The following is a 26,041-nucleotide window of genomic DNA, read 5'->3' as shown; positions in this document are numbered from 1 at the left end:
CGTAACGCTATACCTCTAAACGAGGTATATCGAAGCGAGGTAAACGATGATCCGGCTGGCCCTGCCCGTCTACGTGGAACTGCTCACCGCCGTGGTCGCGGTCGGCCTGATCGACCTGCTCTGGGTGTCCTCGCTGGGCGAGGCGGCCATCGCGGCGGTCACCGTGGGCACGACGGTCGAGCATGTCGCGTACGGGGTGTTCCTGGCCGTGCCGACCGGCGTGACCGTGCTGGTCGCCCGGCGGGACGGGCGCGCGCCACTGGCCCCCGTGATCAGGGCGGGGTGGCTGCTGTGGGCGGCCCTCTCCCTCGCCGTCGTGGTGCCGGGAGTGCTGCTGCGCGAGCCCCTGGCCGCGCTGTTCACCGACGAACCGCAGCTGACGGCCGGCTTCCTGCTGATCTCGCTCGCCGGGCTGCCGGTGTTCTTCGCCCAGACGGTCGTGGACGGGATCCTGAAGGGCCTCGGTGACACCAGGCGGCCCATGCGGCACGCGCTGATCTGCAACGCGCTGGTGATCGGCCTGGACCCGCTGTTCATCCACGGCCTGGGCATGGGCGTGCGGGGGGCCGCGCTGGCCACGGTGATCGCGCGGGTCGTCACGCTGGCGGTCGCGCTCGGATCCGTCGTACGCCTCCACTCCGCCGGCGGCGGGCTGAAGGTGTGGGAGGTGATCCGGACAGGGCTTCCCATGTCCGGAGATTTCCTGGCTCGCGACCTGGTGGGGATGGCGCAGATGGCCATCCTGGCGGGGTTCGGCACGGCGGCCGTGGCCGGCTACGGCATCGGGCAGAGGATCATGCTGGCCGGCGTCATGGTGTTCTACGCGCTGCGGCAGGCCGCGATGATCAGCACCGCCCGCTCCGCGTCCGCCGGGTCGCCGCTGCTGCTCGGGCTCGCCTCGGGAGCGGTGGTCGCGGCCGTGCTCAACGCGGTGGCCGCGCCGGTCGCCGGATGGTTCACCGGAGACCCGGCGGTGTTCCACCCGGCCGTCGACTTCCTGCGGTGGATGACGCTCTACCTGGTGCCGTTCGGCGGGCTGATCACCGTCGGCGGGGTGCTCCAGGCGAGCGGGAGGGGCGGCCGCCTGCTCGCCGCCACGCTGGCGGGCTTCGCGGTGCAGCTGCCCCTCGCGTACGGGCTGAGCGCCTGGCTCGGCGTCACCGGCGTGTGGCTGGCGATGGCCGCCGGAGCCGCGATCAGCCTCGCAGGCGCGTCAGCGCCGCGCGGATGCGGTCCTGGGAACGCTCGCGGCCCAGCACCTCGATCGACTCGAACAGCGGCAGGCCGACCGTCCGGCCGGTGACCGCGACCCGGACGGGAGCCTGGGCCTTGCCCAGCTTGAGCCCGTGGGCCGCGCCGACCTCCTCCAGAGCCTGCTTGAGCGACTCGGGATCCCAGCTCACGCTCTCCAGCCGCTGCAGGTAGCCGGTGAGGATCTCCTCGGGGGCGTTCTTCATCGCCTTGTCCCACGACGCCTGGTCGAAGACCGGCTCGTCGAGGAAGAGGAAGTCGACGTTCTGCCGGATCTCCGACAACACCGAGATGCGGGTCTGGGCCAGGCTCGCGACCTTGCTGAACCGCTCGCGGTCCCACATCGGGTCGAGGTAGGGCGCGCAGCGCTCCTCGAACGTCTCCAGCGGCAGCGCCCGGATGTACTCGCCGTTGAACGCGCGCAGCTTCTTCTCGTCGAAGAACGCGCCGGCGGAGTTGACGTCTTCGAGGCGGAACAGCGGGACCATCTCCGACCACGGCATGATCTCGCGATCGCCGCCGGGGCCCCAGCCGAGCAGCATCAGGTAGTTGACCATCGCCTCGGCGAGGTAGCCCTCCTCGCGGTAGCTCTCCAGGGCCACCTTGTCGCGGCGCTTGGACAGCTTCTTGCGCTGCTCGTTGACGATCACCGGCAGGTGCGCCCAGACCGGCGGCGTCGTGCCGAGTGCCGGCCAGAGCAACATCTGCTTGGCGGCGTTGCCGAGGTGCTCCTCGCCGCGTACGACGTGGGTGATGTTCTGGGTGATGTCGTCGACCGCGTTGGCCAGCACGTAGAGCGGCGAGCCGTCGGTGCGGGCGATGACGAAGTCTTCCTGGGCCTCGTTGGGGAACTCGACGTCGCCCCTGATGAGGTCGTGCACGATCGTCACGCCGTCGTCGGGCGTGCGGAAACGCACGGCGCCCTCGGTCAGGCCGCGCTCGCGGCAGAAGCCGTCGTAGCCGCGGTGCTCGGAGCCGGTGCGGGCGACCAGCGCCTCGCGGGTGCAGTCGCAGTAGTAGGCCCGGCCGTCGGCCAGCAGCTTGGCCACGGCCTCGCGGTGCTGCGGCTCGTACGCCGACTGGAAGTAGGGGCCCTCGAAGGTCGGGTTGGTGCCGTTGATGCCGATCCAGTCGAGGGCGGAGATGATGCCCTCGGTCCACTCCGGACGGTTCCTCGACGCGTCGGTGTCTTCGATGCGCAGCACGAAACGGCCGCCGGACTGCTCGGCCAGCGCCCAGTTGAACAGCGCCGTGCGGGCGCCGCCCACGTGAAACATGCCGGTTGGTGACGGGGCGAACCGCACCCGTACTTCAGTCACGGGAGACCACCTTGTTCGTGAGTGTGCCGATGCCTTCGATGCCGACGCTGACCTCGTCGCCGATCTCGACCGGGCCGACGCCCGCCGGGGTGCCGGTCAGGATGACGTCGCCCGGGATCAGCGTCATGACCGCGCTGACGTACGCCACCAAGGCCGGGATGTCGTGGATGAGCTGGCTCGTGCGCCCGCTCTGCCGGATCTCGCCGTTGACCGTGGTCGTCAGCGCCAGGTCGCTCGCGTCGAGATCGGTCTGGATCCACGGGCCCAGCGGGCAGAACGTGTCGAACCCCTTGGCCCGGGTGAACTGCACGTCCTTCTTCTGCAGGTCGCGGGCGGTGACGTCGTTGGCGCAGGTGTAGCCGAAGATGACGTCCTTGACGCGCTCGACCGGGACCTCACGGCAGAGCCGGCCGATCACCACGGCCAGCTCGCCCTCGAAGTCGACCCGGTCGGACAACGACGTGGGGTAGGCGATGTTCTCGCCGTGGCCGATCACGGTGGTGGACGGCTTGATGAAGATCAGCGGCTCCTCGGGCACCTCGTTGCCCAGCTCGGCCGCGTGCTCGGCGTAGTTTCTGCCGATGGCGACCACCTTGCTCGGCAACATCGGGGCCAGCAGCTTCACCTGGGACAGCGCGAACCGCTCGCCGGTGAACTGCACCTGACTGAACGGGTGACCGGCGATCGTGGAGATGAACTCCTCGCCGGGACCGCCCTCGACCACGCCGAACGCGACGGCACCTTCGCCTGTGGAGAACCTCGCTATACGCACCCGACAAGGCTATCGCCGCCTCCGGAGGGGTCGGCCCATCCGCGGCGCGCCTGCCCGCAACGAGTCAGCAACTGTCCATTATTAACCCCAAAGTCCGTTTTGGTGAGCTTCACTGGTGCAGCTGGGGTTATTTCCCCTTATTAGGGACGACATCCAGGGGGTGACGGATCGTGTCGGACACGATGTCTAACCGGCCCGGCGGAACCGGCGCGACGGGAACCGTGCCACGGGCCAGGACGCAGGAGGGCGCCGGCATGGCGACCTCACTGGTGACCGAGAGAGGCACCACCAGCATCGACGACGGTGTCGTCGCCAAGATCGCCGGTCTCGCCGCCCGCGAGGTGTCGGGCGTGTACGCCATGGGCGCGGGCGCGGCGCGAGCGCTCGGCAGCATGCGCGGCATGGTCGGCGGCTCCAGCGTCGCCCAGGGCGTGACCGTCGAGGTGGGCGAGCGGCAGGCGGCCGTGGATCTCGACCTCGTCGCCGAGTACGGCACCGCGATCCCCGACCTGGCGGCGGCGGTGCGCAAGAACGTCATTTCGGCCGTCGAGCGCATGTGCGGGCTGGAGGTGACCGAGGTCAACATCCGGGTGGACGACGTCCACCTGCCTGAGCAGGACCGGGGACGCGAGGCTCAGAGCGAGCCCGAGCAGGAGCCCCGGGTCCAATGACCGAGTCCCCGGCATCCTCCGAGACCACCGTCTCCAGGAACGCCGCCTCAGAGGCGGCCGGAGCCGCCGCCCCTGGGGATGCCGGGCAGGCTCGGGCGATCGCCGAGCGGGCGCGGGCCTGCTCCGGGGTGGTCAAGCTGTCCGGCGGCCCCTTCGGGACGGTGGCGACGTACCTGCCCGGCGAGCGGCTGACCGGAGTCTCGGCGGACGAGCGCGAGGTGGAGATCGCCATCGTCGCCACGCTCGCCCGCCCGCTGCCGGAGACCGCCGAGGAGGTACGGCGGGCGGTGGCGGACCTGGCCGGGAACCGCCCGGTGCACGTGCGCATCGACGACATCATCGACGACACCGTGGAGGGATCATGAGCAACGTCCAGTGGATGCCGGTGATCGGCATGGCCGCCGGGATCGCCCTGGGGTTCGCGGGCGCGTTCGGCGGGCTCGGTGCGTTCCTGCTGGTGCTGGTGCTGGGCGCGGTCGGCTTCCTGATCGGGCGGATCGTGGAGACCGGGGAGATCAACGTGTCCGGCCTGTCCGTGAGGCGGAAATGACCGCCGTCACCCCTGGCCGCGTGACGGTTCCCGCGCAGCGGCCCGCCCCCCTGCCCGCGCCCGAGCGCCGCGGGCGAACGGAGATCGCCGACCGGGCGGTCGCCAAGATCGCGTGCTGCGCCGCCAAGGAGGTGCCCGAGGTGCGCGACGTGCGCGTCGGAGGGTCGCCGTGGACGCGGCCGTCCACCGCGCGGGTCCGCGACGACCGGGCCACTCTGCGGTTGAACGTGAGCATGGCCTACCCCATTCCGCTGCACGCCGCGGTGGCGCGGCTCCGGGAGCACGTGATCCGCCGCGTCGAGCTCCAGACCGGCCTGGAGGTACGCCGCCTCGACATCGTCGTGACCGAACTCGGCGGCGACCTGGCGTGGGGCGGCTGACGGAAGGAACCTGACCGATGACCACGCACGACTCTCCCCCCGATGGCCCGGAAGACCGCAGACCTGCCCGCGATCGCACGACAGCGGATCATGAGGCGGACACCGAGCCGCAGGTCTGCGCCCTTCCGGACGAGGAGACGACTCCGCTTGGGAAGGCGGCCGGGGAGACGGCTCCGGGTGGACGAGCAGCCCGGGAGACGACTCCGGCGACGGAAGCCGGAGACGGCGCGGCCGGGGAGACGGCCGGGGAGACGGCCCGCGACGGTGAAATGCCGTCCGGGGCGCTTCGCGGCGGGGAGGTGCCGTCCGGGGCGCACAGCGCGGCGCTCGAAACGTTGCACGACAAGGTGGCCGACCGGGCCGCCGTACGGGCGTTCCGGCCGCGCCGCCGGATCCCCGCCGTCATCGTCGCCGTCCTGCTCACCCTGCTGGGCCTGCTGCTGGCCGTCGAGACGCTCTCGGCCCTGTTCGGCCGCCCGCTGCGCCTGGTGCCGTACGACCGGATGCTGGCCTGGGCCGCGTCGACGTCGTGGTCGAACCCGTGGTTCCTGCTCGGCTCGGCCCTGGTGACCCTGCTGGGGCTCGCGCTGCTGGCCACCGCGCTGGTGCCGGGGAAGCTGAAGATGGTGCCGGTACGCAGCGGCCACCGCGACCTCATCGTCGGCGTGCGTCCCAAGAGCGTCGCCCGGGCGCTGGCCCACGCGGCCGAGCAGGTGCCCGGGGTGCGCTCGGCGCGGGCCACCCTGCGGGGCGGCACGTTCACCGTCACACCGACCACGTCGGGCTGGCGCAAGCGCGACGAGTTCCGCAAGGACGTACGTGACGCCGTGCTCGCCAGGCTGGCCGAGCTCGATCCCGCGCACCCGTACCGGGTGGCCGTGCACGTCAAGGAGCGCAAGTGAACAGGAAGCCGGGCCGGGGCAACCGGTGGGGGCTGGCGATCGTCGGGCTGGTCCTGGCGCTGCTGGGCGGGTCGGCGCTGGCCCGTGGAATGGGCGCGTTCCCGCAGAACTGGGCCGCCTCGCGGACGACGATCGTGGACGCCAACGTGGTGGGGTTCTTCGCGCGTACCAGCCCGTGGATCTGGTGGCTGGTGGCACTGGCGGGGCTGATCCTCGGTGTCCTGGGCGTGCGCTGGCTGCTCGCGCAGTGGCACAGGGAGCCGCGCAGGACGTTCGTCCTGGACAACACGCCGACCGGCGTGACGGACGTGTCATCGCGCGCGATGGCGCGCGCGATGGCCGCCGACGTCGCGACCGGCCCCTCCGTGCTGGACGCCGACGCCCGCATGACGGGCTCCCGCCAGGACCCGGAGGTACGGCTGCGCGTGGTCGCAGACGAGTCGGCCTCGCTGCCCGAGCTCAGCCGCCATCTGGTCCGCGTGGCGCTGCCGAACATGCGCGACGCGCTGGACCGGGATCACCTGCCGGCGGTGGCCCGCGTTAGCCTGGAGCCCTCACCTGCACCGCAACGAACTGTTCGCTGACGAGAGGGGTCCTCGCGTGTCCGTCGTGAAGATCAACGTGCTGACCGTGCCCGCCGACATGCGGGAGGAGCTGGAACGGCGCTTCTCCAACCGGGCGGGGATGGTCGAGTCCGCCGACGGGTTCGAGTGGTTCGAGCTGCTGCGGCCGCTGGAGGGCACCGACCGCTACCTCGTCTACACGCGCTGGCGCAGCGAGGACGACTTCCAGCAGTGGCAGCAGGGCCAGGCGTTCCAGCGCGGGCACGCCCAGGCCGCTCAGGGCGCCCACGATCAGGGACCCGCGCAGGGACCCGCGCAGGGGCACGGGCAGGGCCACGGCCATGGGCAGGGCCCTGCCGCGTCGGGCTCGGAGCTGTGGAGCTTCGAGGTCGTCGAGAGCGCCGCCCCGAAGTCCTGAGTCAGGCGCCGGGCGCGTCGAGAGGGTTGCGGGCGATGCGCTCGGTGATGCCGCCGCGGACGAACCGCCCGGCGATGCTGCCGGGCTTGCGCGTGCCCTGCGCGGAGATGCAGGCGGCGAACTCCTCGGCGATCTCCAGCCGCGGGTGCAGCGCCAGCACCTCGCGGCGCACCTCGGCGGGGATCTCCTCGGTACGGCGGCCGGAGATGTCCATGCCGGTCGACAGTTCGAGCAGGTGACCCTCGGGGTCCTCCGCCAGGGGCACCTCGTCCCACATGTGCCGGACGATGACCTCGCTCGCCCGCGCCCGGCGCTCGGCCGACCAGCCGGCCCCGGCGCAGAACGCCCAGGCCACGTGCCCGCCCGCCTCCTCGAACGGCACCGTGTGGCTGTCGAACTCGGGTGCCATCCCGATGTCGTGCAGCATGGCCGACACGTAGAGCAGCTCGGCGTCGAACGCGATGCCGTTGTCCCGGGCGTACGCCGCCGCCCACAGGTAGGCGCGCACGGAGTGGTTGAGCAGCGAGGGCGTGTGGTAGCGGGCGGCCACCTCGTACGCGCCCCGGCAGGCGGGTGTGTCGGGAATCACCAGGTCGTCGAGTTTCACGCCCACCAGCATGTCGCAGCCGGTACGCGCAGCGGAATGCGGGGCCGCGCGGCAGACGGACGGCTAACGAATCGGGCACTCTGCTTGACCGGATGATCGCGATTCCGAAAGCATGTTCCGCCCTGACTTTCGTCCCGATCATGCCCCCGGAGGCCCCGCCGTGCGCCGGCTCGCGATCCCTCTTGCTCTCACGCTCGCGTTCGGCGCCCTCGTGAGCCCCGCGCACGCCGACAAGGTGGCCCGCACCGCGGAGTGCCAGGGCGACTGGCTGCCCGGCACGCCGACGGTGTCCGACGTCATGAACGGCGAGATCTCGCTGGTCGGGCTGCCGTCGTACCAACTCGGCAAGAAGATCAACTGGGACGCGAGCCCGTACAAGAACCGGTCGTGGGAGTACGTCTTCCAGTCGCTGCGCTGGATGGGCACCCTGGTCGTGGAGTACGAGAACACCGGCGAGAAGCGCTACCTCGACCGCGCCACCGAGATCGCCGAGGACTGGGTGGAGAACAACAAGTACGGCGCACGCGGCACCCAGCCGTACGTGTGGACCGACCATCCGGTCTCGCTGCGCACGCAGCCGCTGCTCTGCCTGAGCCGGCACGTGAACGCGAGCTGGCTGAAGGACAGCCTGGCCGTGCACGCCAAGCTCCTGTCGGACCCGAAGCTGTACAAGAAGGGCCACAACCACGGCATCGACCAGGACATCGCCCTCATGGGCATCGGCTGCCGCTACGGCCGCAAGGACTGGCAGAGCCTCGCGACGAGCCGGCTCACCAGCACGGTGAAGCTCGACGTCGACTCGCAGGGCGCGCTGATGGAGCAGGCGCCGCGCTACGCGGTCTACGTGCACGGCCGCCTGCAGGTCGCGATGGCGAACATGAAGGCCTGCGACCGCAAGGTGCCCGCCGAGATCGCCAAGCGCACCGACGCGCTGAAGGACTTCGTCGCGCACGCGACCATGCCGAACGGCTACATGGTGCCCATCGGCGACGGCAGCGCCGACACCGAGCCCAAGATGGAGACCGGCACGCCGAAGCAGGAGGTCAAGGTCTACAACGCCGGCTACGTCTTCGGCCGCACGGCCTTCGACGACCCGGAGTCGGCGTACTACTCGGTCCGGTTCGGCCCGGGGATGAAGTTCCACGGCCATGAGGACCACCTCGGGGTCACCTACTACGCGCACGGCCGCGACATCCTGGTGGACGGCGGCTTCCACTCCTACGAGAAGAGCTCCTACCGCTACTGGACGCTCTCGCCGGAGGCGCACAACATACCCACGGTGGTGGGCCAGAAGTTCCGCCCGCGTACGGCGAGCAAGCTCGTGAAGGCGCGCTACGGCGACGACCGGCAGTCGTTCCGGCTGACCGACCAGGCGTACGGCGTGAGCCGCACCCGGTCGGTCATGGTCGACCACGACAACGACCACGACCTGATGGCCGTGCTGGACACCGCCTCGGGCGGCAAGAAGATCAGCAACATCTGGCGCTTCCACCCCGACCTCAAGCTCGTCTCCACGGGCGGCGGCAAGGTCGTGCTGGGCGACGGGAAGTTCAGGGTCACCCTGCTCCAGCTGACCTCCTGCGACCGGATCGGCGGGCAGAAGGTCGAGCGGGGCGGCAAGCTGGGCTGGGTCTCGCCCGCTTACCTGGCGAAGAAGCAGGCGAACGTGGTGGTGTCGCCCGCGGCGACGTCCCTGCTGACGGTGATCGTGCCGGGGACCGACTCGCCCAAGGTGTCCTGCTCCGGCGGGAAGGTCACCGTGGACGGCGTGTCCTTCCCTGCCGGGGTGCTCTGACTTACGAAAGCTCGCGGCCGGCACGCAGCAGGCCGTACGTCACCGCCTGCTCCAGCGCCTGCCAGGAGGCGTCGATGATGTTCTCGGCGACGCCCACGGTGGCCCACTCGGCGCGCTCGTCGCTGGAGGTGATGAGCACGCGGGTCACGGCGTGGGTGCCGTGGGTGCCCTCCAGGATGCGGACCTTGTAGTCGATCAGCTCCAGCTTGGCCAGCTCGGGGTAGAGCTGCTCCAGCGCCAGGCGTACGGCCTTGTCGAGGGCGTTGACGGGGCCGTTGCCCTCGCCGGTGGCGACGATGCGCTCGCCCTTGGCGTGCAGCTTGACCGTGGCCTCGCTGACCAGCTCGCCGCCCTTGGTGCGCTCGACGATGACGCGCCAGGACTCGACCTCGAAGTGCCGCCGGCGCTCGCCCTGCACGGTGTCGCGCAGCAGCAGCTCGAACGACGCGTCGGCCGCCTCGAACGTGTAGCCCTGCGACTCCATGTCCTTGACCCGGTCGACCAGCGCCTTGGTGTGGTCGGGGGTGAGCTCGTAGCCCAGCTCGCGGCCCTTCAGCTCGACCGAGGCGCGGCCCGCCATGTCGGAGACGAGCATGCGCATGTCGTTGCCGACCTGGGCCGGGTCGATGTGCTGGTAGAGGTTGGGGTCGACCTTGATGGCGCTGGCGTGCAGGCCCGCCTTGTGGGCGAAGGCCGACATGCCGACGTAGGGAGCGTGGGAGTTGGGCGTGACGTTGGTCACCTCGGTGATGGCGTGGGCGATGCGCGTCATCTCGGCCAGCGACTCGCGCGGCACGAGGTCGTAGCCGCGCTTGAGCTGCAGGTTGGCCACGACCGTGAAGAGGTTGGCGTTGCCGGAGCGCTCGCCGTAGCCGTTGGCGCAGCCCTGCACGTGGGTGGCGCCGGCCTTGACGGCGGCCAGGGTGTTGGCGACGGCGCAGCCGGTGTCGTCGTGGCAGTGGATGCCGACCCGGGCGCTCGTGCCGACCGCCTCGTGGACGACCTCGGCCAGCTCGTCGGGGAGCATGCCGCCGTTGGTGTCGCACAGCGCGATGACGTCGGCTCCCGCCTCGGCGGCCGTTCTGATCACCTCCAGCGCGTACGCCGGGTTGGAGCGGTATCCGTCGAAGAAGTGCTCGGCGTCGAGGAAGACGCGCTGGCCCTCGGCCCGCAGGTGGGAGACCGTGTCGCGGATCATCGCGAGGTTCTCCTCAAGGGTCGTGCGCAGGGCCAGCTCGACGTGCCGGTCGTGGCTCTTGGCGACAAGGGTCACGACCGGCGCGCCGGACTCGCGCAGGGCGGCCACCAGGGGATCGTCGGCGGCCTTCACCCCGGCCCGGCGGGTCGCGCCGAACGCGGCGAGCTGCGCGTGCTTCAGGTCGAGCTCGGTCCGGGCCCGCCTGAAGAACTCGGTGTCCTTGGGGTTGGCGCCCGGCCAGCCCCCCTCGATGAAGCCGACGCCGAGGCCGTCCAGGTGACGCGCGACGGCGAGCTTGTCGGCAACGGTGAGGTTGAGCCCCTCCTGTTGCGCGCCGTCACGCAGCGTCGTGTCATATACGTGGAAACGGTCGTCGGCCATGGCTCTCTCTTCTTTCCGGATGGAATCATGGGTGGTCTGCGCGGGTGTCCGGGAAAACAAAAAGACCCCTCACGGACGTGAGAGGTCTGCGCGCCGGCGGTGTCCTTCGTCAGCCGGCGCGCCTGCCGATAATGAGCAGACCGTAGAACATGGTGCCACCCAGTGTGCCATACGGATCCAGCATCCGGCACACCGGTCCCACAGGTTGGACACGGGTGGGGACACGGGGCCGGATGCCGGTGGTCACACCGTGATGCCGTCGCCTCCCGTGATGACCCGCTCCAGCGCCGCCGCGTCGAACACCTCATTGCCCAGCATCCGCCCGTCGAGCAGCACGGTCGGCGTACCCTCCAGCTGGATCTTGGCGTTCTGCGCCAGGTGCGCCTTCGCGTACGACTGCGAGGTGATGCACGAGTCGACGTTCGCGCCGACCTTCCTTGCCGCCCGCGCCAGGTCCTTGGGCCGGAAGCCGGAGGCCACGCCGTGCGGGGCGGGCTGCATGGTGTACAGCTCGTCGCGGAAGGCCAGCCAGTTCGCCTCCGGAACGCAGCGGGCGGCCGCGGCGGCGCGGATGGAGTTGGACCGCATGGGCTCGTCACGGAAGATCGTCACCGCGTGGTAGACGACCTTGACCTGGCCGGACATCGCCAGCCTCCGGATCGTGGCGTCGACCTTGGCGTGCATGTCCTTGCAGACCGGGCAGTCGAAGTCCTCGAACACGTCGAGCACGGGCGCGTCGCTCGACCGGTCGGCCAGCACCATCGACCCGTCCGCCTGCCGGGTCAGCCGTACGCCCTCGGACGACGACACGCCCGGCTCCGAGAACGCCAGCACCCCCATCACGACGATCGCCGCGCACGCCACCGCGACCGCCACCAACCGCTTCATCATCAGCCCACTCTCACCTCATTGATCGCGCAGACCCTACCCGAACCGCGACAATGGCCGGATGAAGGCATATCTCCTCGACCCCGCCGTCGCGCGGTACGTGATCGAGCACACCACACGGCCCGACCCTCTGCTGGAGCGACTCGCCGAGGAGACCGCCGAGGTCACGGCCTCGAACGCAGGCATGCAGATCTCCCCCGACCAGGGCCGCTTCCTCACCATGATCACGAAGCTGGCGCAGCCGCGCGTGGCCGTCGAGGTGGGCACGTTCACCGGCTATTCCTCCATCTGCATCGCCCGCGGTCTGACCGGTGGCCGGCTGCACTGCTTCGACGTGAGCGAGGAGTGGACGTCCGTCGCCCGCCGGTACTGGACGGAGGCCGGGGTCGCCGACCGGGTGACGCTGACCCTCGGACCCGCGCTGGAGACGCTCGCCGCCTTCGACGAGACCATCGACCTTGCCTTCCTCGACGCCGACAAGGTCAACTACCCCGGCTACTACGAGCTGCTGATGGAACGCCTGCGCCCCGGCGGGCTGCTGCTGGCCGACAACACGTTGCGCCGGGGCTGGGTGGCCGACCCGGCGCACGACGAGGACACGACCGTGGACATCCGGCAGTTCAACGACCTGGTGATGGAGGACCCCCGGGTGACGGTCGTCATGTTGCCGGTGGCCGACGGCCTGACGATGATCATGAAGAACTGACACGCGTGTGCCGGTCCCCCGGCGGGCATCCCCACGAGGGGACTTCCGAGGGGGCAGACATGCAGTTCCGTACGCTCGGGCGGGGCGGGCCGACGGTCTCGGTGCTGGGCTTCGGCGCGATGACACTGGCGCCGCACGTCTACGCCGACGTGGACGAGCAGGAGGCGACCGACACCTTGCGCACCGCGCTGGACGCGGGCGTCACGCTGATCGACACCGCCGACGTCTACGGCGCCGGGCACAGCGAGAGCCTGATCGGGCGGGTGCTGCGGGGCCGGCGCGACGAGGTCGTGCTGGCCACCAAGTTCGGCGGGAACACCGACGACCAGGGCACGCTGGTGCCCGGCCTCGGCAAGCCGGAGTACGTGCGCCGCGCGCTGGAGGCCAGCCTCGACCGGCTCCGCACCGACCATGTCGACCTGTACTACCTGCACCGGCTCGACCCGAGCACGCCGATCGAGGAGACGATGGGCGCGCTGGCCGAGCTGGTGCGGGCGGGCGCCGTGCGGCACATCGGGCTGTCGGAGGTGTCCGTACGCACGCTCAGGCGCGCCTGCGCGGTGCATCCGGTCACCGCCGTGCAGTCGGAGTACTCCCTGTTCAGCAGGGAGCCCGAGCGGGAGATGCTGCCCGCCTGCGCGGAGCTGGGCGTCGGGTTCGTCGCCTACAGCCCGCTCGGGCGCGGCCTGCTCGGCGGCGCCATCCGCACGCGCGAGGAACTGGAGGAGGGCGACTGGCGCCGCGGCCATCCCCGCTTCGACGACGGCAACCTGCGCCGCAACGTGGCGCTGGCCGACGCCGTGGCGACGCTGGCCGGCGAACGCGGCCTGACGGCCGCCCAGCTCGCCCTGGCCTGGCTCATGCACCGCGGTGTGGTGCCGATCCCGGGCACGCGGCGCGCGGCGAACCTCCGGGCCAACGCCGCGGCCGCCGACGTGACGCTGGACGAGGAGACCGTGCGGCGGTTGGAGGAGCTGGTGCCGCCGGACGCGGTCGCCGGTGCGCGGGGCGACGAGACGTACCTCGGCAACGTGGACGAGCGGGCCTGACCTCGGCGCAGGTCTGGCCCGCGGTGGCCGCGCGGGGGCCCGTTCGCTCAGAGGATCTTGTGGACCCAGTTGTGCGGGTCGGGGCGGGTGCCGTACTGGATGCCGATCAGTTCCTCGCGGACGCGCATGGTCACCTCGCCGGGCGAGCCGTCGCCGATGGTCCAGGAGCGGTCGGCGCCCTTCACCGAGCCCACCGGCGTCACGATGGCGGCCGTACCGCAGGCGAAGACCTCGGTGAGCTCACCCGACGCGCAGCCGGCCTCCCACTCGTCCACCGTGACCAGCCGCTCCTCGACTTCCAGCCCCAGCTCGCCGGCCAGCGTCAGGATCGAGTCGCGGGTGATGCCGGCCAGCAGGGAGCCGGTCAGCGCGGGGGTGACGAGCTTGTCGCCGAAGACGAAGAACAGGTTCATCCCGCCCATCTCCTCGACGTAGCGGCGCTCGTGGGCGTCCAGCCACACGACCTGGTCGCACCCCTGCTCGACGGCCTGGCGCTGGGCGACGAACGCCGCGGCGTAGTTGCCGCCGCACTTGGCCTCGCCGGTGCCGCCGGGCGCGGCCCGGGTGTACTCGGTGGACAGCCAGACGGAGACCGGCTTGATTCCGCCGGCGAAGTAGGAGGCCGCCGGGGAGGCGATGACCATGTACTTGTAGGTCTTGGACGGGTAGTTGACGCCCAGGCCAGGCTGGGTGGCGATCATGAAGGGCCGCAGGTAGAGGCTGTGCCCCTCCGGCGTCGGCACCCACTCCCGCTCGGTCTGGACGAGAAGTTCGAGCGACTCGACGAAGGTCTCCTCGGGAAGCTCCGGCATCGCCAGGCGGACCGCCGAGCGGTTGAAGCGGGCGGCGTTCGCGTACGGCCGGAACGTCACGATCGACCCGCCGCTCTGGCGGTAGGCCTTCATCCCCTCGAAGATTTCCTGGCCGTAGTGGAAGACCGAGGTCGCGGGCTCGAGGGCGAGCGGGCCGTACGGCATGAGCCTGGCGTCGTGCCAGCCGCGGCCCTCGGTGAAGTCGATCGAGATCATGTGATCCGTGAAGACCTTCCCGAAGACGGGGTTCGCCATTACCTGCTCCCGCTCGGCCGCGGTGCGAGCGTGGTCGGATAGCTGCACGTCGAAGCTGAGCTTCTGAGCGATGGTCATGACGGCGGTCCTTCTCTCTACGATCTGGCGAAATGTCACGGTATCTGCCCGATGACGGCACGGTGCGTGCCCCGCGTCGGGGGGTGTCCGTACTTCCTATTGTCTCGCTATATGGGATGGCAAGCGGCCGATAGGGCGATTAGCCGCTTTGGACGCAAAAAAGCGCCCGGCAGTCCTTCGCGGACCGCCAGGCGCTTCCGGGGCTAGGCGGTCCTAGCCGGATACTCGCGCGGCGATGTCGTCGCCGATCTCCCGTGTGGTGCGAGCCGCCCAGCCGGCCAGCCGCTCGACGATGTCGTCGGCGACGGCCTGCTCGACCCTGGCGGCCTCGGCCTGCAGCCCGAGGTGGTCGAGCAGCATGGCGACCGACAGGATCGTCGCGGTCGGGTCGGCCTTGTCCTGGCCGGCGATGTCGGGCGCGCTGCCGTGGACCGGCTCGAACATGCTGGGCGCGGTGCGCTCGGGGTTGATGTTGCCGCTGGCGGCCAGGCCGATGCCGCCGGCGATGGCCGCGCCGAGGTCGGTGATGATGTCGCCGAACAGGTTGTCGGTCACCACCACGTCGAAGCGCTCGGGCTGGGTGACGAAGAACATCGAGGCCGCGTCGATGTGGCAGTAGTCGGTGGTGACCTCGGGGTATTCCTCGCTGATCCGGTTGACCGTGCGCTGCCACAGGTCGCCGGCGTAGGTGAGCACGTTCGTCTTGTGGACGAGGGTCAGCTTCTTGCGCGGGCGCGTCATGGCCTTGTCGAAGGCGTAGCGCACCACGCGCTCGACGCCGTGGGCGGTGTTGAGCGACTCCTGGGTGGCGATCTCGTGCGGGGTGCCGCGGCGCATGACGCCACCGGTGCCGGCGTAGAGGCCCTCGGTGCCCTCGCGGACCACGATCATGTCGATGTCTTCGGCGGACGAGTCGCCCAGCGGCGTCTCCACGCCCGGGAACAGCTTGACCGGGCGCAGGTTGACGTAGTGGTCGAAGGCGAAGCGCAGCTTGAGCAGCACGTCGCGCTCCAGGATGCCCGGCGGCACGCTCGGGTCGCCGATCGCGCCGAGCAGGAGCGCGTCGTAACCGCGCAGCTCCTCCATCACGGAGTCGGGGAGCGTCTCACCGGTGCGGTGATAGCGGGCAGCGCCCAGGTCGTAGTGCGTGGGCTCGAACTTCGTGCCCACGGCCTCCAGGACCTTGAGCCCTTCGGCGACGACCTCGGTGCCGATCCCGTCTCCGGGGATCACGGCCAGGCGGATGTTGCGCGACTCCATGGCGGTACCTTACCCGCTCGTCTCGCCTGACGAGCAACCATCTCAAGCTCCGGACGTCCGATATTTTACCTTTTTTACCCTTTACGTCCGTTTGACCGTTTCGTTAGAGTCCGACGGGCCTAATCCACGCAGCGGTTGCGTGGAGCCGGGGACCCACTTCCCCCAGGGGCGAATCGGCGACCCCACGCCGTAGGGCTGCTTCCAAGCCCGAGCCCGTCAGCTAACCCGGCCGGCCGTATGGAAGGACAAGTCCCCCTTGTCACGTATTGCCATTGCCTCGGCCGCGGGCGTCGCCGGGCTTCTCCTGGCCGCCCCCGCCGCACAGGCGACGACCGCCAAACCTCCGGCACAGCAGGCCGCAGAAGAGAAAACCCCAGCTCAGAAAGCCCCCGACGCGTCCACCATCACCTTGGACGGACACAAGCTCAAGGAGATCCAGGACAAACGCGCACCCAAGCCGGCCTGGAAGATCGCGCTCAAGTTCGCGATGAACAAACGGGGCACCCCCTACGTGTGGGGAGGCACCAGCCCACGCGGCTATGACTGCTCCGGACTCATGCTGCGGGCGTACCAGAAGGCGGGGATCCAGCTCCCGCGCGTCGCCGCGGACCAGTACGCGGCGTTCGACAAGAAGGTCTCCTGGAAGAACCTCAAACCGGGCGACCTGGTCTTCTTCAGCAACCTCGGCCACGTCGGGATGATCTCCCGGCCCGGCTACATGGTGCACGCCCCGCGCACGGGTGACGTGGTGAAGGAGGAGAAGCTCTCCGCCTGGCGGCGCAGCGCCTTCGTGGGCGGGGTGCGCCCGGACCGCAAGGGCGTGCGGGAATGGCGGGAGTTCGTCAAGCAGCGCGACGAACCCGCGCCCTCCATGCCCACCGCCACTCTCTGACGGCACCCTCTGACGGCGCCCTCTGACGGCGCGCCCTGAACGGCACCCCATGGACGGATCGGCCGGATCGCGGAGACGTCCGTGATCCGGCGCCTGTGCCGGCAAGCATGGAGCGGCTCCGCGGAGACGTCCGCGGGGCCGCTCGTCACGGCACGGCCCGGCTAGCTGCCGGAGTTCTGCGGGGCGCCGCCGTTGTCGCGGCGGTCCAGTGCGATCTGCACGGCCTCGGCCGCCTTGTCCTCGTGGTCGTCGGCACGGTTCCAGGCATACATGTCGTACATGTCACTCATCTCGTTTCGCGGAAGCGTTCCAGTGACGCCGGACTCCGGTCGCGAATCCGACCCAGCCTGATCTCGTGGTCCGGGTCGCGGACCGGACGAAGGGACTTACCGGCCGACAACGCGCCGAACACCGCGGCGAGTCGTCGACCTGCCCTAACAGGCCTCGCCGCGGCAGGTAATGAGTACGAGCACCTGGCGCATCACTCGCTACAGTACCCGAGGCATCTCGTTGGATGTCCTACTATCTCGCATGCTGAGACGCAAAGGGCCGTCACCCGGACGGGTGACGGCCCTGCGACGGCGTGGGGAGGTCAGTCCTCCAGGTCGACCGAGCGGCCGCTGTCGGCGCCGATCTCGGCCACGATCTGCTCGACCACGTCCGCGGGGATCGCGGAGTCGACGGTCAGCGCGATGAGCGCCTTGCCGCCCTTGACGTCGCGGGCCACCTGCATGGAGGCGATGTTGACGTTGTGCTCGCCGAGCAGCCGGCCGACCACGCCGACGATGCCGGGGCGGTCGGCGTAGGTGAGGAAGCACAGGTGGGCCGTCGGCTCGATCTCCATCTCGTAGCCGTTGACCTCGACGATCTTCGTGATCTGGCGCGGCCCGGACAGCGTGCCGGAGACCGAGACCTGGCGGCCGTCGGCGAGCACGCCGCGCACGGTCACCACGTTGCGCCAGTCGGGGCTCTCGGAGCTGGTGACCAGCTCGACCTCGACGCCGCGCTCCTTGGCCAGCAGCGGGGCGTTGACGTAGGTGACCTGCTCCTCGATCACGTCGGCGAACACGCCCTTGAGCGCGGCCAGCTCGATCACGCGGACGTCCTGCGAGGCGATCTCGCCGCGGACCTCGACGTTGAGCTTGGTGGCGACCTCGCCGGCCAGGGCGGTGAACACCCGGCCCAGCTTCTCGGCCAGCGGCAGGCCGGGCTTGACGTCCTCGGCGACCGCGCCGCCCTGGACGTTGACCGCGTCGGGCACGAACTCGCCCGCGAGCGCCAGCTTCACGCTCCGCGCGACCTGCGTGCCGGCCTTCTCCTGGGCCTCGTGGGTGGAGGCGCCGAGGTGCGGGGTGACGACGACCTGGTCGAGCTCGAACAGCGGGCTGTCGGTGCACGGCTCCTTGGAGAACACGTCGAGGCCGGCGCCGGCGACGCGGCCCTCCTTGATCGCGGAGTAGAGCGCGCCCTCGTCGACGATGCCGCCGCGGGCCACGTTGACGATGCGGACGGTCGGCTTGACCTGGTGCAGCTCCCGGTCGCCGATGAGCCCGAGCGTCTCCTTGGTCTTGGGCAGGTGGACGGTGATGAAGTCGGCCTGCTTGAGCACCTCTTCGAGGCTGAGCAGCTTGACGCCCATCTGCGCGGCGCGGGCCGGCGGCAGGTAGGGGTCGTAGGCGATCAGCTCGACACCGAACGGCTGCAGCCGCTGCGCCACGAGCTGGCCGATCTTGCCGAGGCCCAGGATGCCGATGACCTTCTCGTCGAGCTCGACACCGGTGTACTTCGACCGCTTCCACTCGCCGTTCTTGAGCGCGGCGTGGGCCTGGGCCGTGTTGCGCGCGCTGGCCAGGATCAGGGCGATGGTCTGCTCGGCGGCGCTGGTGATGTTGGAGGTCGGGGCGTTGACGACCATGACGCCGGCCTTGGTGGCCGCGTCGACGTCGACGTTGTCCAGGCCGACACCGGCGCGGGCGACCACGCGCAGCCTGGGGGCGGCGGCGATCGCCTCGGCGTCCACCTGCGTGGCGGAGCGGACGATCAGCGCGTCCACATCGGCGAGAGCGGGCAGCAACTGGGAACGGTCGGCGCCGTCGGTGTGGCGGACCTCGAAATCAGCGCCGAGAACGGCGAGGCCGGCTTCGGACAGCTCCTCTGCGACCAGAACGACGGGCTTGTTCACTGGTGTGAATCCTTAGGGCACGGCTGGCTTGCGAGGGACACGTCGACGGATCCCCCGATGTCCCACAGAGTCTATCCACGCTTGTGAAAGCGTTCACGAAAGACCCAGGATGTGAGACGCATCGCACGATGCGAGACGGGCCTCAGGCGTACCCCGGTGTCGGCAAACTCACTCACCCGGCTCACAACTTTGTCTTGATCGGGGGATTTCTTGCCCATTAGCCTGATAAGCCGTGGCCGACTACCTAGGGTTCGTCCTATGAGCATCGGGAATCCTGCGCTCGCCGACGTGCTCGCCCAGCATGGCTCCCCGCATCGCCTGCTGAGCGCTCTTGCCGACGGTGGAGTCCTGGTGGCAGTACGTGCAGATCGTTCCGTCGTCCTCGGGACGACGCAAGCAGGTGACCGAGTGCTGCTCGGTTACACCAGCCCCGCCACCTACGCGAGGCACCGTGGCAGCCATTCCCTGTCGGCCTGCGACGCCGACACCATCCTGGACATCCAGCGCGTCACCGGGGTGCGCGAGATCGTGATCGACGCGGCCGGACCAGCCGCCGCGGCCGTGCCCATCGCCGATCTGCAGCGCTTCCTCACCACGACGCGCACAGGGCCGACGCCCGTGTTGTCGGGGGCGGCTCCGGCCGCCTACGCGACGGGCGCGATGGCGACCGTGTCGCGCGGTGCCGCGCTGGCCCAGGTGGCTCCCCCGACGCCCGATGCTCCCTCGATGCCGTGGGTGCCCGCGCCCCGGCCGCACCTGTCCGGGCCGATGCAGCAGGTCGATCCCGGCTACCGCCGCTGCACCCACCCGATCCTGCCCGCGCTGCGCCAGGCCATCGCGCAGCTGCTCATGGACTTCCCGCTCGTGCACCACGTCTGGATCTCCGAGGCGCGGACGGCCTCCGGAGCGCCGGGCATCATGCTGCACGTCAAGGTCCACATGTCGGCCGCCGAGGACGTCGTACGCGACCTGCACCGGCTCGTCCGCGCCCGGCTGCCGCAGCTGGCCGCCTCCGGCGCGCCGATCCTCATGGCCCGGGTGGCCGACACGCGCAGCGAGCGCCGCATGATCGAGATCGGCGCGCACGTCGTGTGCGCCGACGTACGCGAGTGACCGGCGGGCCCGCGAAAGTGGGCCCTACCGGACCGAGCGGCGCTCGGCTTCAATGAGGGCATGATCGCACCGGCGGCGGCCGTGACCACCGTCCCGCGGAGCGTGCGCCTGGGCTACGGCGTGGGCTCGTTCTGCACGGCCACGGTCGGCGCCGTGCCGGGGCTCCTGCTGCTCTACTACATGACGAACTTCCTGGCCGTGCCCGCCTGGCTGGCCGGGGTGGTGGTGACCGCGCCGAAGGTGTGGGACCTGGTCGTCAACCCGCTGGTCGGCCGCTGGTCCGACCGCACGCGCTCACGCCTCGGCCCGCGCCGGCCGTGGATGCTCGCCGGCGCGCTGACCCTGCCGGTCGCGTTCTTCCTGGTCTTCGCCGGGCCGTCGCTCAGGGGCGTGCCCGCCGCCCTGTACGTCGGCGCCTGCTTCATGGCGGCGGCGACGGCGTACGCGTTGTTCGAGGTGCCGTACAAGGCGATGCCGGGCGAGATGACGCACGACTACCACGAGCGGACGTCGCTGCTGCAGTGGCGGATGATCTTCATCGGGGCGGGCACCGCCATCAGCGGCGTGCTCGCCCCGGCCATCGCCGGCAGCCAGGGCGCGCAGGGCACGCTCGCCAGCTACCGGATGATGGGCCTGACCATCGCGGTGATCCTGCTGCTGGCGATGCTCGGCGCGTTCTTCGGCACCGCCCGCGCCCCCATGACCGGCGCGCCCGAGCCCGACCGGGGCGGATGGCGCGAGCAGTTCGCCGCGATCAAGGGCAACTCCGCGTTCCTCTGGATCACGGTGCTGGCCTGCACGCAGATGCTGGCGGTCAGCATGATGCTGGCGGCGGCGCCGTACTTCGCGGCCTACACCCTCGGCGACCCGCGGTCGACGCAGACGCTCTTCGCCGCGCTGGTGGGGCCGATGCTGCTGACCATGCCGCTGTGGGTGCGGCTGGCCAGGCGGTTCGACAAGCGCGGCGCGATGATCCTGGCCGCGCTCATGTTCGGCGGCGGCACGGCGGCGGCCATGGCCACCCCGCTCTTCGGCGCGCTCTACGCCCACGTGGCGATCCTGCTGGTCGGCGTGGGCATCGCCGGGGTGCAGCTGCTGCTGTTCTCGATGCTCGCCGACGTGGTCGCGGCGGACGCGGCCGAGACCGGCAAACGGCGGGCGGGCGTGCTGACCGGCCTGTGGACGGCCATCGAGAGCGGGGTCAGCTCGTTCGGCGCGCTGATCTTCGGGATCATCCTGTCGATCGGCGGCTTCGTCGAGTCGGAGCCGAGCCGGCCCGTGCGGCAGCCGGAGAGCGCGGTGACGGCGGTGCTCGTCGGGCAGACCACCGTCCCCGCCGTGATCATCTTCATCTCCGTGCTGATCACCCTGAAGTACCGCCTCAGGCCACCCGCCGCGCCCGCGCCGGCCGCGTCCGGGTGAACGTCCCGGCCACCAGCGCCGCCAGCACCGGCAGCCCGACCACCAGCCCGGCCAGGAAGAGCCACGGGATCTCGACGACCAGTGGGTGGCCCCCCGGGTGGATGCCGGTCTCCCAGTTCCAGAGGATCAGCGCGGCGCCGGCGACGGCTCCGCCCGCCAGCCCCACGGCGGCGCCCAGCCCGGAGAGGTACGCGGCCTGGGCCGCCACCACGAGCCTGCGCACCCGGGGCGCCGCGCCGACCGCGGACATGGTGTCGAGGTCCTGGCGCATGTCGGCCGCGGCCAGCCCGGTGGCCGCGAAGGTGCCCCCGAGCACCAGCACCGTCGCCGCGCCGAGCAGCACCAGCAGGACGGGGAGCGCTTCCTCGTCTCCCCTGCGCTCCACGAGGATGTTCACGCCACTGGCCACGGTGCTGAGCGCCCGCTGCAGGCGGGCTTCGTCCGCGGGCACGTGGGCGGCGTACAGGTGACGCTCGACCACCGTGAACCCGGCCTTCTCCAGCGCCGACGCCGGGATCAGCACACCGGTCTGCGCGGGCTCTGCCGCCTTCGTCACCACGGTCGGCAGCGTGAGGCGCTCGTCCTCGCCGCCCTCCCATGGCTCGGCCACCAGTTCCACCACGCCGTCGTGCGCCATCCCGGAGCCGATCACCACGGCGCTGCCCCGCGCCAGCGCCGCCTCCGCCTGCGGGTCGTGGCGTTCGAGGAGGAACGTCAGCAGCCGCTCGTCACCGACCGGCAGGATCCCGCTGCCGTCCCACATGGGCGGCAGGCACTTCGGCGGGCCCGCGCAGTGCAGGGGGTGCCTGTCGCCTTGCAGCCGCACCTCCTTGCCCTCGGCGTTCACCGCCACCGCGCCGGGGACCAGTGGCACGCCGGGCAGCAGGCGCTCCGCTTCCACGCGCAGCCTGGACCACTCGCCGTCGGTCGTGGACGCCCAGGTGCGGATCGTCAGGGTGCCCAGCGGCTCGACAGAAGTGCGCTGCGCCTCGCGCTGCGCGAAGGCGCTGGCGGCCACCAGGCCCAGGACCACCGCCGCCATCGTGGCCCCCATGACGGCCCCGGCGGCGGAGGACGTACGGACGCGGTGGCGGGCGGCGTCGCGGACGGACAGGCGCAGCGGGAGCGGCAGGCGACCGGCGAGCCGTCCGGTGCTCTCGACCAGCCACGGCATCAGCGCGATCAGGCCGAGCGCGAGGACAACGGCGGAGATGACGACCGCCAGGTCATCGTGGCGCGCGGCGGCGAAGCACCCTCCGGTACCGAGCACGACCAGGACGAGGCCGAGCAGGGGACGGGCCGCGCGGCCCGGCGGGTCCACCGCGGCGCGCCCGGCCAGCACCCGCGCCGGGCTCTGCCGGCTCGCGTGCACCGCGGGCACCAGCGCGGCGGTCACCCCGCTGACCACGCCGAGCGCGGCCACGGCGAGCACCTCCGGCCACGGGACGTCGAGCGGGCCGTGCGTCCAGTTCAGCAGCGGAGCGCCGAAGGACGCGAACAGCGCGCCCGTCCCGATGCCGAGCACCATGCCCATCAGCGCCGCCGCGCCGCCCAGCACGAGCCCGTCGGCCAGGACCACGGCCTTGAGCTGCCGCCCCGAGGCGCCCTGGGCGGCCAGCACGGCGAGCTCCCTGCGCCGGCGCCGCAGTCCGACGGCGAAGGCCGGCCCCGCCAGCAGGACGGTCTCCATGACGACGAGCACGATGGCGACGCCGAGCGAGACCGCGCCACGCGTCGGCGAGCCGGACATGGCGGGCACCGGGCTCTCACCGTCGTCCGGCAGGCGCTCGATCAGCGCCCGGGACTGCACGGCGAGCCCCGCCTGGTTCAGCCGGCGGACGTCCGCCCGCTGCACCGAGCCGGGGGTGTCGGCCAGCCAGCCGCTGTTGTCGCCGTCGTTCTGGTGACCGAGCACGGCCTCCGGCAGGGCCGTCAGCTCGGTGCTCCCGGGACGGTTGGGGTTCTGGACCACGCCCACCACGCGCATCGGGCGGTTGTCACGCGTCACCGGAAGCGTGCCGCCGATCCGGGCACCCCGGCCGGTCAGCGCGGGAGAGACCGCGACCTCACCGGGGGCGGCCGGGAAGCGGCCCTCCACCAGCTCCCGCATGCCGCGGGTCATGGGGTCGCGCAGGTCCACCTCCAGCACGTCCACCCAGTCGTAGCCGTCGGCCAGGCGCACCTCGCCGGTCTTCTGCTGGTAGCGCAGCAGGCGGCCGTCGAGCAGCGTGCCGAGCTCGGCGGGGGTCCATTGACGGTCGGGGCGCGACGCCTTGTGCTGCCCGACGCTCCGCGCGGCCGCGTCCTGCCGCACCCGGCCACGCGTCGGGAACGTGATCAGACGCGCGTCGGCCGAGCCCAGTGTCGAGTCCAGCTGCTCGTACGGCGTGACATCGGTCGTGGCCCGGCCGGTGATCAGTGCGGTGATCACCAGCACCGGCAACCCGATCATCACCATGATCAGCGCCGTGCGGCCCTTGGCGCGCCAGGCGTCCCTGCGCGAGATGCGCAGCGCCGCCCGCAGCACCGCCCAGCGGCCCGTGAAGACGGTGAAAGCGGTGAGGTGCGGCACGCCACCTTCCGGCGCACCCGCCGCGCGCCCCTCCGGAGTACTCGCCGCGCGCTGCTCCTCCGCGCTCGCCGCGCGCTGCTCCTCCGCGCTCGCCGCGCGCTCTTCCTCCGCGCTCATCGGGCGCTCTCCAGGTGGACGCTCCCCGACTCGGCGATCAGCCCGTCGCGCAGGTAGACCACGCGGTCGGCCCACGCCGCGTAACGGGGCTCGTGGGTGACGAGCAGCACCGCCGCGCCCGCGTCGTCGCAGCGGGAGCGCAGCAGACGCAGGATCTCGTCGCCGGTGGCGGTGTCGAGCGCGCCGGTGGGCTCGTCGGCCAGCAGCAGCCGCCGCTCCCCCGTCAGCGCCCTGGCGATCGCCACCCGCTGCCGCTGCCCGCCGGACAGCTCCTCGGGGAACCGCCCGGCGATCTCCTCGGCGCCGGCCTCGGCCAGCGCGGCCATGGCCTCCGTACGGGCCTGGCGGGACCGTACGCCGTCGAGCTCTCGCGGCAGCATCACGTTCTCGGCGGCGGTCAGGGACGGAATCAGGTTGAGGTCCTGGAAGACGTACCCGACGCTGCGGCGCCGGAGGGCGGCCAGGTCGGGCACGCCGGCCAGGTCGCGGCCCTCGATCTCCACGTTTCCGGAGGTGGGCCGATCGAGGCCCCCGGCCAGGTTGAGCAGGGTCGACTTGCCCGAGCCCGACGGCCCCATGACGGCGACCAGCTCGCCGGCCGACACCTCCAGGCTCACGCCCCTCAGCGCCCGGACCTGGCCGTGCTCCCGGGTCACCTCTCGCAACCTCACGACAGTCACGTGTTCTTCTCCTTGGACGCCTTGGACACGGCATCGCAGTGGTCCAGCCAACGCTGCTCCGCCTCGGCCTTGAAGATCAGCCCGTCGAGGACCAGCCGTTGCGCGAGCCCGTCCGCGGCGCGCTTGGCGCGGGTGAGCGCCTGCAGCGTGCGCATGGTGGCCGTGCGCTGGGTGTGGATGACGGCGCCCACGTCGACGTCCGCGCCGGCCACGGCCATCGCGATCTTGATGGCGAGCTCGTCCCTGGGCCGGTCGCTCTGCGCGACCGGAGTGGCGAACCAGCGCTCCAGCTCCACGCGGCCGGCCTCGGTGATCGCGTAGAGCGCGCGGCCCTGCTCGTCGGCGCCGGCCGGCGTGACGAGGCCGTCGCGTTCGAGCCGCGAGAGCGTGGTGTAGACCTGGCCGATGTTCAGCGGCCAGGTCGCCCCCGTGGACGCCTCGAACTCCACCCGCAGCTGATAGCCGTAACGTGGCCCGCCTCTCAGCAGCGCGAGGATTCCGTGTCTGATCGACATGGATACCGAGTATGCATACTGAGTATGCCCGGCGCAACAGATGCGCGTATTCTGGACAGGGCACGAGGTTCAGGCCGATACTCCCTACATGAGTTCCACGCATCCGCCCTTTCGCGCCTCGGACGGGGAACGTGACCGGGCGATCGACGAGCTCAGAGATCGTGCCGCGGAGGGCCGGATCTCCCACGACACGTTCGTCGGCCGGGTGGACCAGGCGCTGCGCGCCCGCAGCCGGGAAGAGCTCGACAAGCTGGTGGCCGACCTGCCCCAGCGGCCGACGTTCCGGCAGCGGCTGACCGACGCCGTCTCCTCGGTGTCGGAGTTCACCACCAGGCTCCAGTCCGCCTGGCGCAGGCCGCGCCTGCCCCGGCTGGCGCTGCCCGACGACGACCGGCCGCGTTACGTCGTGGGCCGCGGGTCGGCCTGCGATCTCGTGCTGTCGGACCTGACGGTCTCCCGCGTCCACGCCGAGCTGCGGCGCGCCGCCGACGGCGAGTGGATGCTGGTCGACCTCGGCTCGCTCAACGGCACCCGGCTCAACGGGTGGCGACTGGTGGGGCCGGCGCGGGTGAAGTCGGGTGACGAGGTGTCGTTCGGCGACTGCGGCTTCCTGGTGACGTCGGGACTGCCGTCCTAACATCGCGCTAATCCCCGATAAATACGGATATTTGCGGATTACAGGCTGACTGCGCT

The 26,041-nt window shown here is 71.1% G+C and carries 26 protein-coding genes and 1 riboswitch; of the genes, 15 read left to right on the top strand and 11 right to left on the bottom strand.

All coding sequences use genetic code 11. From position 1 onward, the window contains the following. Positions 1-46 precede the first annotated feature (46 nt). Positions 47-1,303: an MATE family efflux transporter gene (locus ACIBP6_RS01135; protein ID WP_397047557.1), complete on the top strand. Its 1,257-nt coding sequence runs from the start codon at positions 47-49 to the stop codon at positions 1,301-1,303. Here ACIBP6_RS01135 and gltX read toward each other — a convergent pair. Together gltX and ACIBP6_RS01125 are read right to left on the bottom strand one after the other, a co-directional pair. Then, positions 1,197-2,528, bottom strand: a complete 1,332-nt coding sequence (gene gltX / locus ACIBP6_RS01130; RefSeq protein WP_397049258.1) for a glutamate--tRNA ligase — start codon at positions 2,526-2,528, stop codon at positions 1,197-1,199. The two genes, ACIBP6_RS01135 and gltX, sit on opposite strands and share 107 nt — an antisense overlap. Positions 2,529-2,562: 34 nt before the next feature. Beyond that, positions 2,563-3,342, bottom strand: coding sequence for a fumarylacetoacetate hydrolase family protein (locus tag ACIBP6_RS01125; RefSeq protein ID WP_111176907.1), 780 nt, complete (start codon positions 3,340-3,342; stop codon positions 2,563-2,565). Between the two features lie 182 nt (positions 3,343-3,524). Between ACIBP6_RS01125 and ACIBP6_RS01120 the strand changes: the two genes are divergently transcribed. Genes ACIBP6_RS01120 through ACIBP6_RS01090 form a run of 7 tightly spaced genes read left to right on the top strand, consistent with a single transcriptional unit; the run spans position 3,525 to position 6,826 of the window. Then, the gene (locus tag ACIBP6_RS01120) at positions 3,525-4,013 is read left to right on the top strand and encodes an Asp23/Gls24 family envelope stress response protein (RefSeq protein WP_397047554.1); all 489 of its coding nucleotides are present in this window, start codon (positions 3,525-3,527) and stop codon (positions 4,011-4,013) included. Continuing rightward, positions 4,010-4,378, top strand: a complete 369-nt coding sequence (locus ACIBP6_RS01115) for a hypothetical protein (protein WP_397047552.1) — start codon at positions 4,010-4,012, stop codon at positions 4,376-4,378. The genes ACIBP6_RS01120 and ACIBP6_RS01115 overlap by 4 nt, the downstream gene beginning before the upstream one ends. Continuing rightward, positions 4,375-4,563, top strand: a complete 189-nt coding sequence (locus ACIBP6_RS01110; RefSeq protein WP_132613486.1) for a hypothetical protein — start codon at positions 4,375-4,377, stop codon at positions 4,561-4,563. Before ACIBP6_RS01115 ends, ACIBP6_RS01110 begins: the two co-directional genes overlap by 4 nt. Then, positions 4,560-4,943: an Asp23/Gls24 family envelope stress response protein gene (locus tag ACIBP6_RS01105; protein WP_397047550.1), complete on the top strand. Its 384-nt coding sequence runs from the start codon at positions 4,560-4,562 to the stop codon at positions 4,941-4,943. Before ACIBP6_RS01110 ends, ACIBP6_RS01105 begins: the two co-directional genes overlap by 4 nt. Positions 4,944-4,960: 17 nt before the next feature. Next, a complete protein-coding gene (locus ACIBP6_RS01100) occupies positions 4,961-5,845 on the top strand; it encodes a DUF6286 domain-containing protein (RefSeq protein ID WP_397047548.1) in 885 nt (294 codons plus the stop codon). Continuing rightward, on the top strand, positions 5,842-6,429 hold the full coding sequence (locus ACIBP6_RS01095) for a hypothetical protein (RefSeq protein ID WP_397047546.1): 588 nt from the start codon (positions 5,842-5,844) through the stop codon (positions 6,427-6,429). Before ACIBP6_RS01100 ends, ACIBP6_RS01095 begins: the two co-directional genes overlap by 4 nt. A 16-nt stretch (positions 6,430-6,445) precedes the next feature. Beyond that, on the top strand, positions 6,446-6,826 hold the full coding sequence (locus tag ACIBP6_RS01090) for an antibiotic biosynthesis monooxygenase family protein (RefSeq protein WP_397047544.1): 381 nt from the start codon (positions 6,446-6,448) through the stop codon (positions 6,824-6,826). A 1-nt stretch (position 6,827) separates the two neighbouring features. Here the strand turns inward: ACIBP6_RS01090 and ACIBP6_RS01085 are convergent, their stop codons facing one another. After that, positions 6,828-7,433 (bottom strand): HD domain-containing protein, encoded by a 606-nt coding sequence (locus ACIBP6_RS01085; protein ID WP_397047542.1) that lies wholly within the window; start codon positions 7,431-7,433, stop codon positions 6,828-6,830. Positions 7,434-7,593: 160 nt separating this feature from the next. On the opposite strand from ACIBP6_RS01085, the gene ACIBP6_RS01080 reads away from it, so the two are divergent. Further along, positions 7,594-9,228, top strand: a complete 1,635-nt coding sequence (locus ACIBP6_RS01080; protein ID WP_397047540.1) for a heparinase II/III family protein — start codon at positions 7,594-7,596, stop codon at positions 9,226-9,228. 1 nt (position 9,229) lies between these two features. Here the strand turns inward: ACIBP6_RS01080 and cimA are convergent, their stop codons facing one another. Both cimA and ACIBP6_RS01070 read right to left on the bottom strand, forming a co-directional pair. Further along, positions 9,230-10,807, bottom strand: a complete 1,578-nt coding sequence (gene cimA, locus ACIBP6_RS01075; protein ID WP_397047538.1) for a citramalate synthase — start codon at positions 10,805-10,807, stop codon at positions 9,230-9,232. Positions 10,808-11,050: 243 nt separating this feature from the next. Beyond that, positions 11,051-11,698 (bottom strand): DsbA family protein, encoded by a 648-nt coding sequence (locus ACIBP6_RS01070; RefSeq protein ID WP_397047536.1) that lies wholly within the window; start codon positions 11,696-11,698, stop codon positions 11,051-11,053. 58 nt (positions 11,699-11,756) lie between these two features. On the opposite strand from ACIBP6_RS01070, the gene ACIBP6_RS01065 reads away from it, so the two are divergent. Continuing rightward, entirely contained in the window at positions 11,757-12,401 is a 645-nt protein-coding gene (locus ACIBP6_RS01065) for an O-methyltransferase (protein WP_397047534.1), read from the top strand. 59 nt (positions 12,402-12,460) lie between these two features. Beyond that, entirely contained in the window at positions 12,461-13,450 is a 990-nt protein-coding gene (locus ACIBP6_RS01060; protein ID WP_397047532.1) for an aldo/keto reductase, read from the top strand. A gap of 47 nt (positions 13,451-13,497) precedes the next feature. Here the strand turns inward: ACIBP6_RS01060 and ACIBP6_RS01055 are convergent, their stop codons facing one another. Together ACIBP6_RS01055 and ACIBP6_RS01050 are read right to left on the bottom strand one after the other, a co-directional pair. Further along, positions 13,498-14,595, bottom strand: coding sequence for a branched-chain amino acid aminotransferase (locus tag ACIBP6_RS01055; protein WP_397047530.1), 1,098 nt, complete (start codon positions 14,593-14,595; stop codon positions 13,498-13,500). Positions 14,596-14,808: 213 nt separating this feature from the next. Further along, positions 14,809-15,855 (bottom strand): 3-isopropylmalate dehydrogenase, encoded by a 1,047-nt coding sequence (locus ACIBP6_RS01050; RefSeq protein WP_397047528.1) that lies wholly within the window; start codon positions 15,853-15,855, stop codon positions 14,809-14,811. A 106-nt stretch (positions 15,856-15,961) separates the two neighbouring features. Beyond that, positions 15,962-16,104: riboswitch (cyclic di-AMP (ydaO/yuaA leader) on the top strand. 160 nt (positions 16,105-16,264) lie between these two features. Between ACIBP6_RS01050 and ACIBP6_RS01045 the strand changes: the two genes are divergently transcribed. After that, positions 16,265-16,747 carry a C40 family peptidase gene (locus tag ACIBP6_RS01045; RefSeq protein WP_132613507.1) on the top strand — a complete coding sequence of 161 codons (483 nt, stop codon included), beginning with the start codon at positions 16,265-16,267 and terminating at the stop codon, positions 16,745-16,747. A 592-nt stretch (positions 16,748-17,339) separates the two neighbouring features. Here ACIBP6_RS01045 and serA read toward each other — a convergent pair. Further along, a complete protein-coding gene (gene serA / locus ACIBP6_RS01040; RefSeq protein WP_397047526.1) occupies positions 17,340-18,929 on the bottom strand; it encodes a phosphoglycerate dehydrogenase in 1,590 nt (529 codons plus the stop codon). Between the two features lie 408 nt (positions 18,930-19,337). On the opposite strand from serA, the gene ACIBP6_RS01035 reads away from it, so the two are divergent. Next, on the top strand, positions 19,338-20,042 hold the full coding sequence (locus tag ACIBP6_RS01035) for a hypothetical protein (protein WP_397047524.1): 705 nt from the start codon (positions 19,338-19,340) through the stop codon (positions 20,040-20,042). A 60-nt stretch (positions 20,043-20,102) separates the two neighbouring features. Then, positions 20,103-21,464, top strand: coding sequence for an MFS transporter (locus ACIBP6_RS01030; protein WP_397047522.1), 1,362 nt, complete (start codon positions 20,103-20,105; stop codon positions 21,462-21,464). Here the strand turns inward: ACIBP6_RS01030 and ACIBP6_RS01025 are convergent. Genes ACIBP6_RS01025 through ACIBP6_RS01015 form a run of 3 tightly spaced genes read right to left on the bottom strand, consistent with a single transcriptional unit; the run spans position 21,424 to position 25,348 of the window. Further along, positions 21,424-24,153: an FtsX-like permease family protein gene (locus ACIBP6_RS01025; RefSeq protein ID WP_397047520.1), complete on the bottom strand. Its 2,730-nt coding sequence runs from the start codon at positions 24,151-24,153 to the stop codon at positions 21,424-21,426. The genes ACIBP6_RS01030 and ACIBP6_RS01025 overlap by 41 nt on opposite strands. Continuing rightward, positions 24,150-24,833, bottom strand: coding sequence for an ABC transporter ATP-binding protein (locus tag ACIBP6_RS01020; RefSeq protein WP_397047519.1), 684 nt, complete (start codon positions 24,831-24,833; stop codon positions 24,150-24,152). Before ACIBP6_RS01020 ends, ACIBP6_RS01025 begins: the two co-directional genes overlap by 4 nt. Continuing rightward, positions 24,830-25,348 carry a PadR family transcriptional regulator gene (locus ACIBP6_RS01015; RefSeq protein WP_397047517.1) on the bottom strand — a complete coding sequence of 173 codons (519 nt, stop codon included), beginning with the start codon at positions 25,346-25,348 and terminating at the stop codon, positions 24,830-24,832. The genes ACIBP6_RS01020 and ACIBP6_RS01015 overlap by 4 nt, the downstream gene beginning before the upstream one ends. Positions 25,349-25,436: 88 nt before the next feature. Here ACIBP6_RS01015 and ACIBP6_RS01010 point away from each other — a divergent pair, with 88 nt between their 5' ends. Then, positions 25,437-25,985, top strand: coding sequence for an FHA domain-containing protein (locus ACIBP6_RS01010; RefSeq protein WP_397047515.1), 549 nt, complete (start codon positions 25,437-25,439; stop codon positions 25,983-25,985). The last annotated feature ends 56 nt before the right edge of the window (positions 25,986-26,041 follow it).

The organism is Nonomuraea terrae (assembly GCF_044465245.1).
Classification (GTDB): Bacteria; Actinomycetota; Actinomycetes; order Streptosporangiales; family Streptosporangiaceae; genus Nonomuraea; species Nonomuraea terrae.
This window is presented reverse-complemented; position numbering and strand designations above follow the sequence as displayed.

Excerpts from the sequence above, each read along its gene's own strand:
- ACIBP6_RS01115 (WP_397047552.1), top strand. The coding sequence starts at position 4,010 with ATGACCGAGTCCCCGGCATCCTCCGAGACCACCGTCTCCAGGAACGCC.
- ACIBP6_RS01050 (WP_397047528.1), bottom strand. The coding sequence starts at position 15,855 with ATGGAGTCGCGCAACATCCGCCTGGCCGTGATCCCCGGAGACGGGATC.
- ACIBP6_RS01135 (WP_397047557.1), top strand. The coding sequence starts at position 47 with ATGATCCGGCTGGCCCTGCCCGTCTACGTGGAACTGCTCACCGCCGTG.
- ACIBP6_RS01010 (WP_397047515.1), top strand. The coding sequence starts at position 25,437 with ATGAGTTCCACGCATCCGCCCTTTCGCGCCTCGGACGGGGAACGTGAC.
- ACIBP6_RS01030 (WP_397047522.1), top strand. The coding sequence starts at position 20,103 with ATGATCGCACCGGCGGCGGCCGTGACCACCGTCCCGCGGAGCGTGCGC.
- ACIBP6_RS01055 (WP_397047530.1), bottom strand. The coding sequence starts at position 14,595 with ATGACCATCGCTCAGAAGCTCAGCTTCGACGTGCAGCTATCCGACCAC.
- gltX (WP_397049258.1), bottom strand. The coding sequence starts at position 2,528 with ATGTTTCACGTGGGCGGCGCCCGCACGGCGCTGTTCAACTGGGCGCTG.
- ACIBP6_RS01120 (WP_397047554.1), top strand. The coding sequence starts at position 3,525 with ATGTCTAACCGGCCCGGCGGAACCGGCGCGACGGGAACCGTGCCACGG.
- ACIBP6_RS01070 (WP_397047536.1), bottom strand. The coding sequence starts at position 11,698 with ATGATGAAGCGGTTGGTGGCGGTCGCGGTGGCGTGCGCGGCGATCGTC.
- ACIBP6_RS01100 (WP_397047548.1), top strand. The coding sequence starts at position 4,961 with ATGACCACGCACGACTCTCCCCCCGATGGCCCGGAAGACCGCAGACCT.
- cimA (WP_397047538.1), bottom strand. The coding sequence starts at position 10,807 with ATGGCCGACGACCGTTTCCACGTATATGACACGACGCTGCGTGACGGC.
- ACIBP6_RS01060 (WP_397047532.1), top strand. The coding sequence starts at position 12,461 with ATGCAGTTCCGTACGCTCGGGCGGGGCGGGCCGACGGTCTCGGTGCTG.
- ACIBP6_RS01065 (WP_397047534.1), top strand. The coding sequence starts at position 11,757 with ATGAAGGCATATCTCCTCGACCCCGCCGTCGCGCGGTACGTGATCGAG.
- ACIBP6_RS01110 (WP_132613486.1), top strand. The coding sequence starts at position 4,375 with ATGAGCAACGTCCAGTGGATGCCGGTGATCGGCATGGCCGCCGGGATC.
- ACIBP6_RS01015 (WP_397047517.1), bottom strand. The coding sequence starts at position 25,348 with ATGTCGATCAGACACGGAATCCTCGCGCTGCTGAGAGGCGGGCCACGT.
- ACIBP6_RS01105 (WP_397047550.1), top strand. The coding sequence starts at position 4,560 with ATGACCGCCGTCACCCCTGGCCGCGTGACGGTTCCCGCGCAGCGGCCC.
- ACIBP6_RS01025 (WP_397047520.1), bottom strand. The coding sequence starts at position 24,153 with ATGAGCGCGGAGGAAGAGCGCGCGGCGAGCGCGGAGGAGCAGCGCGCG.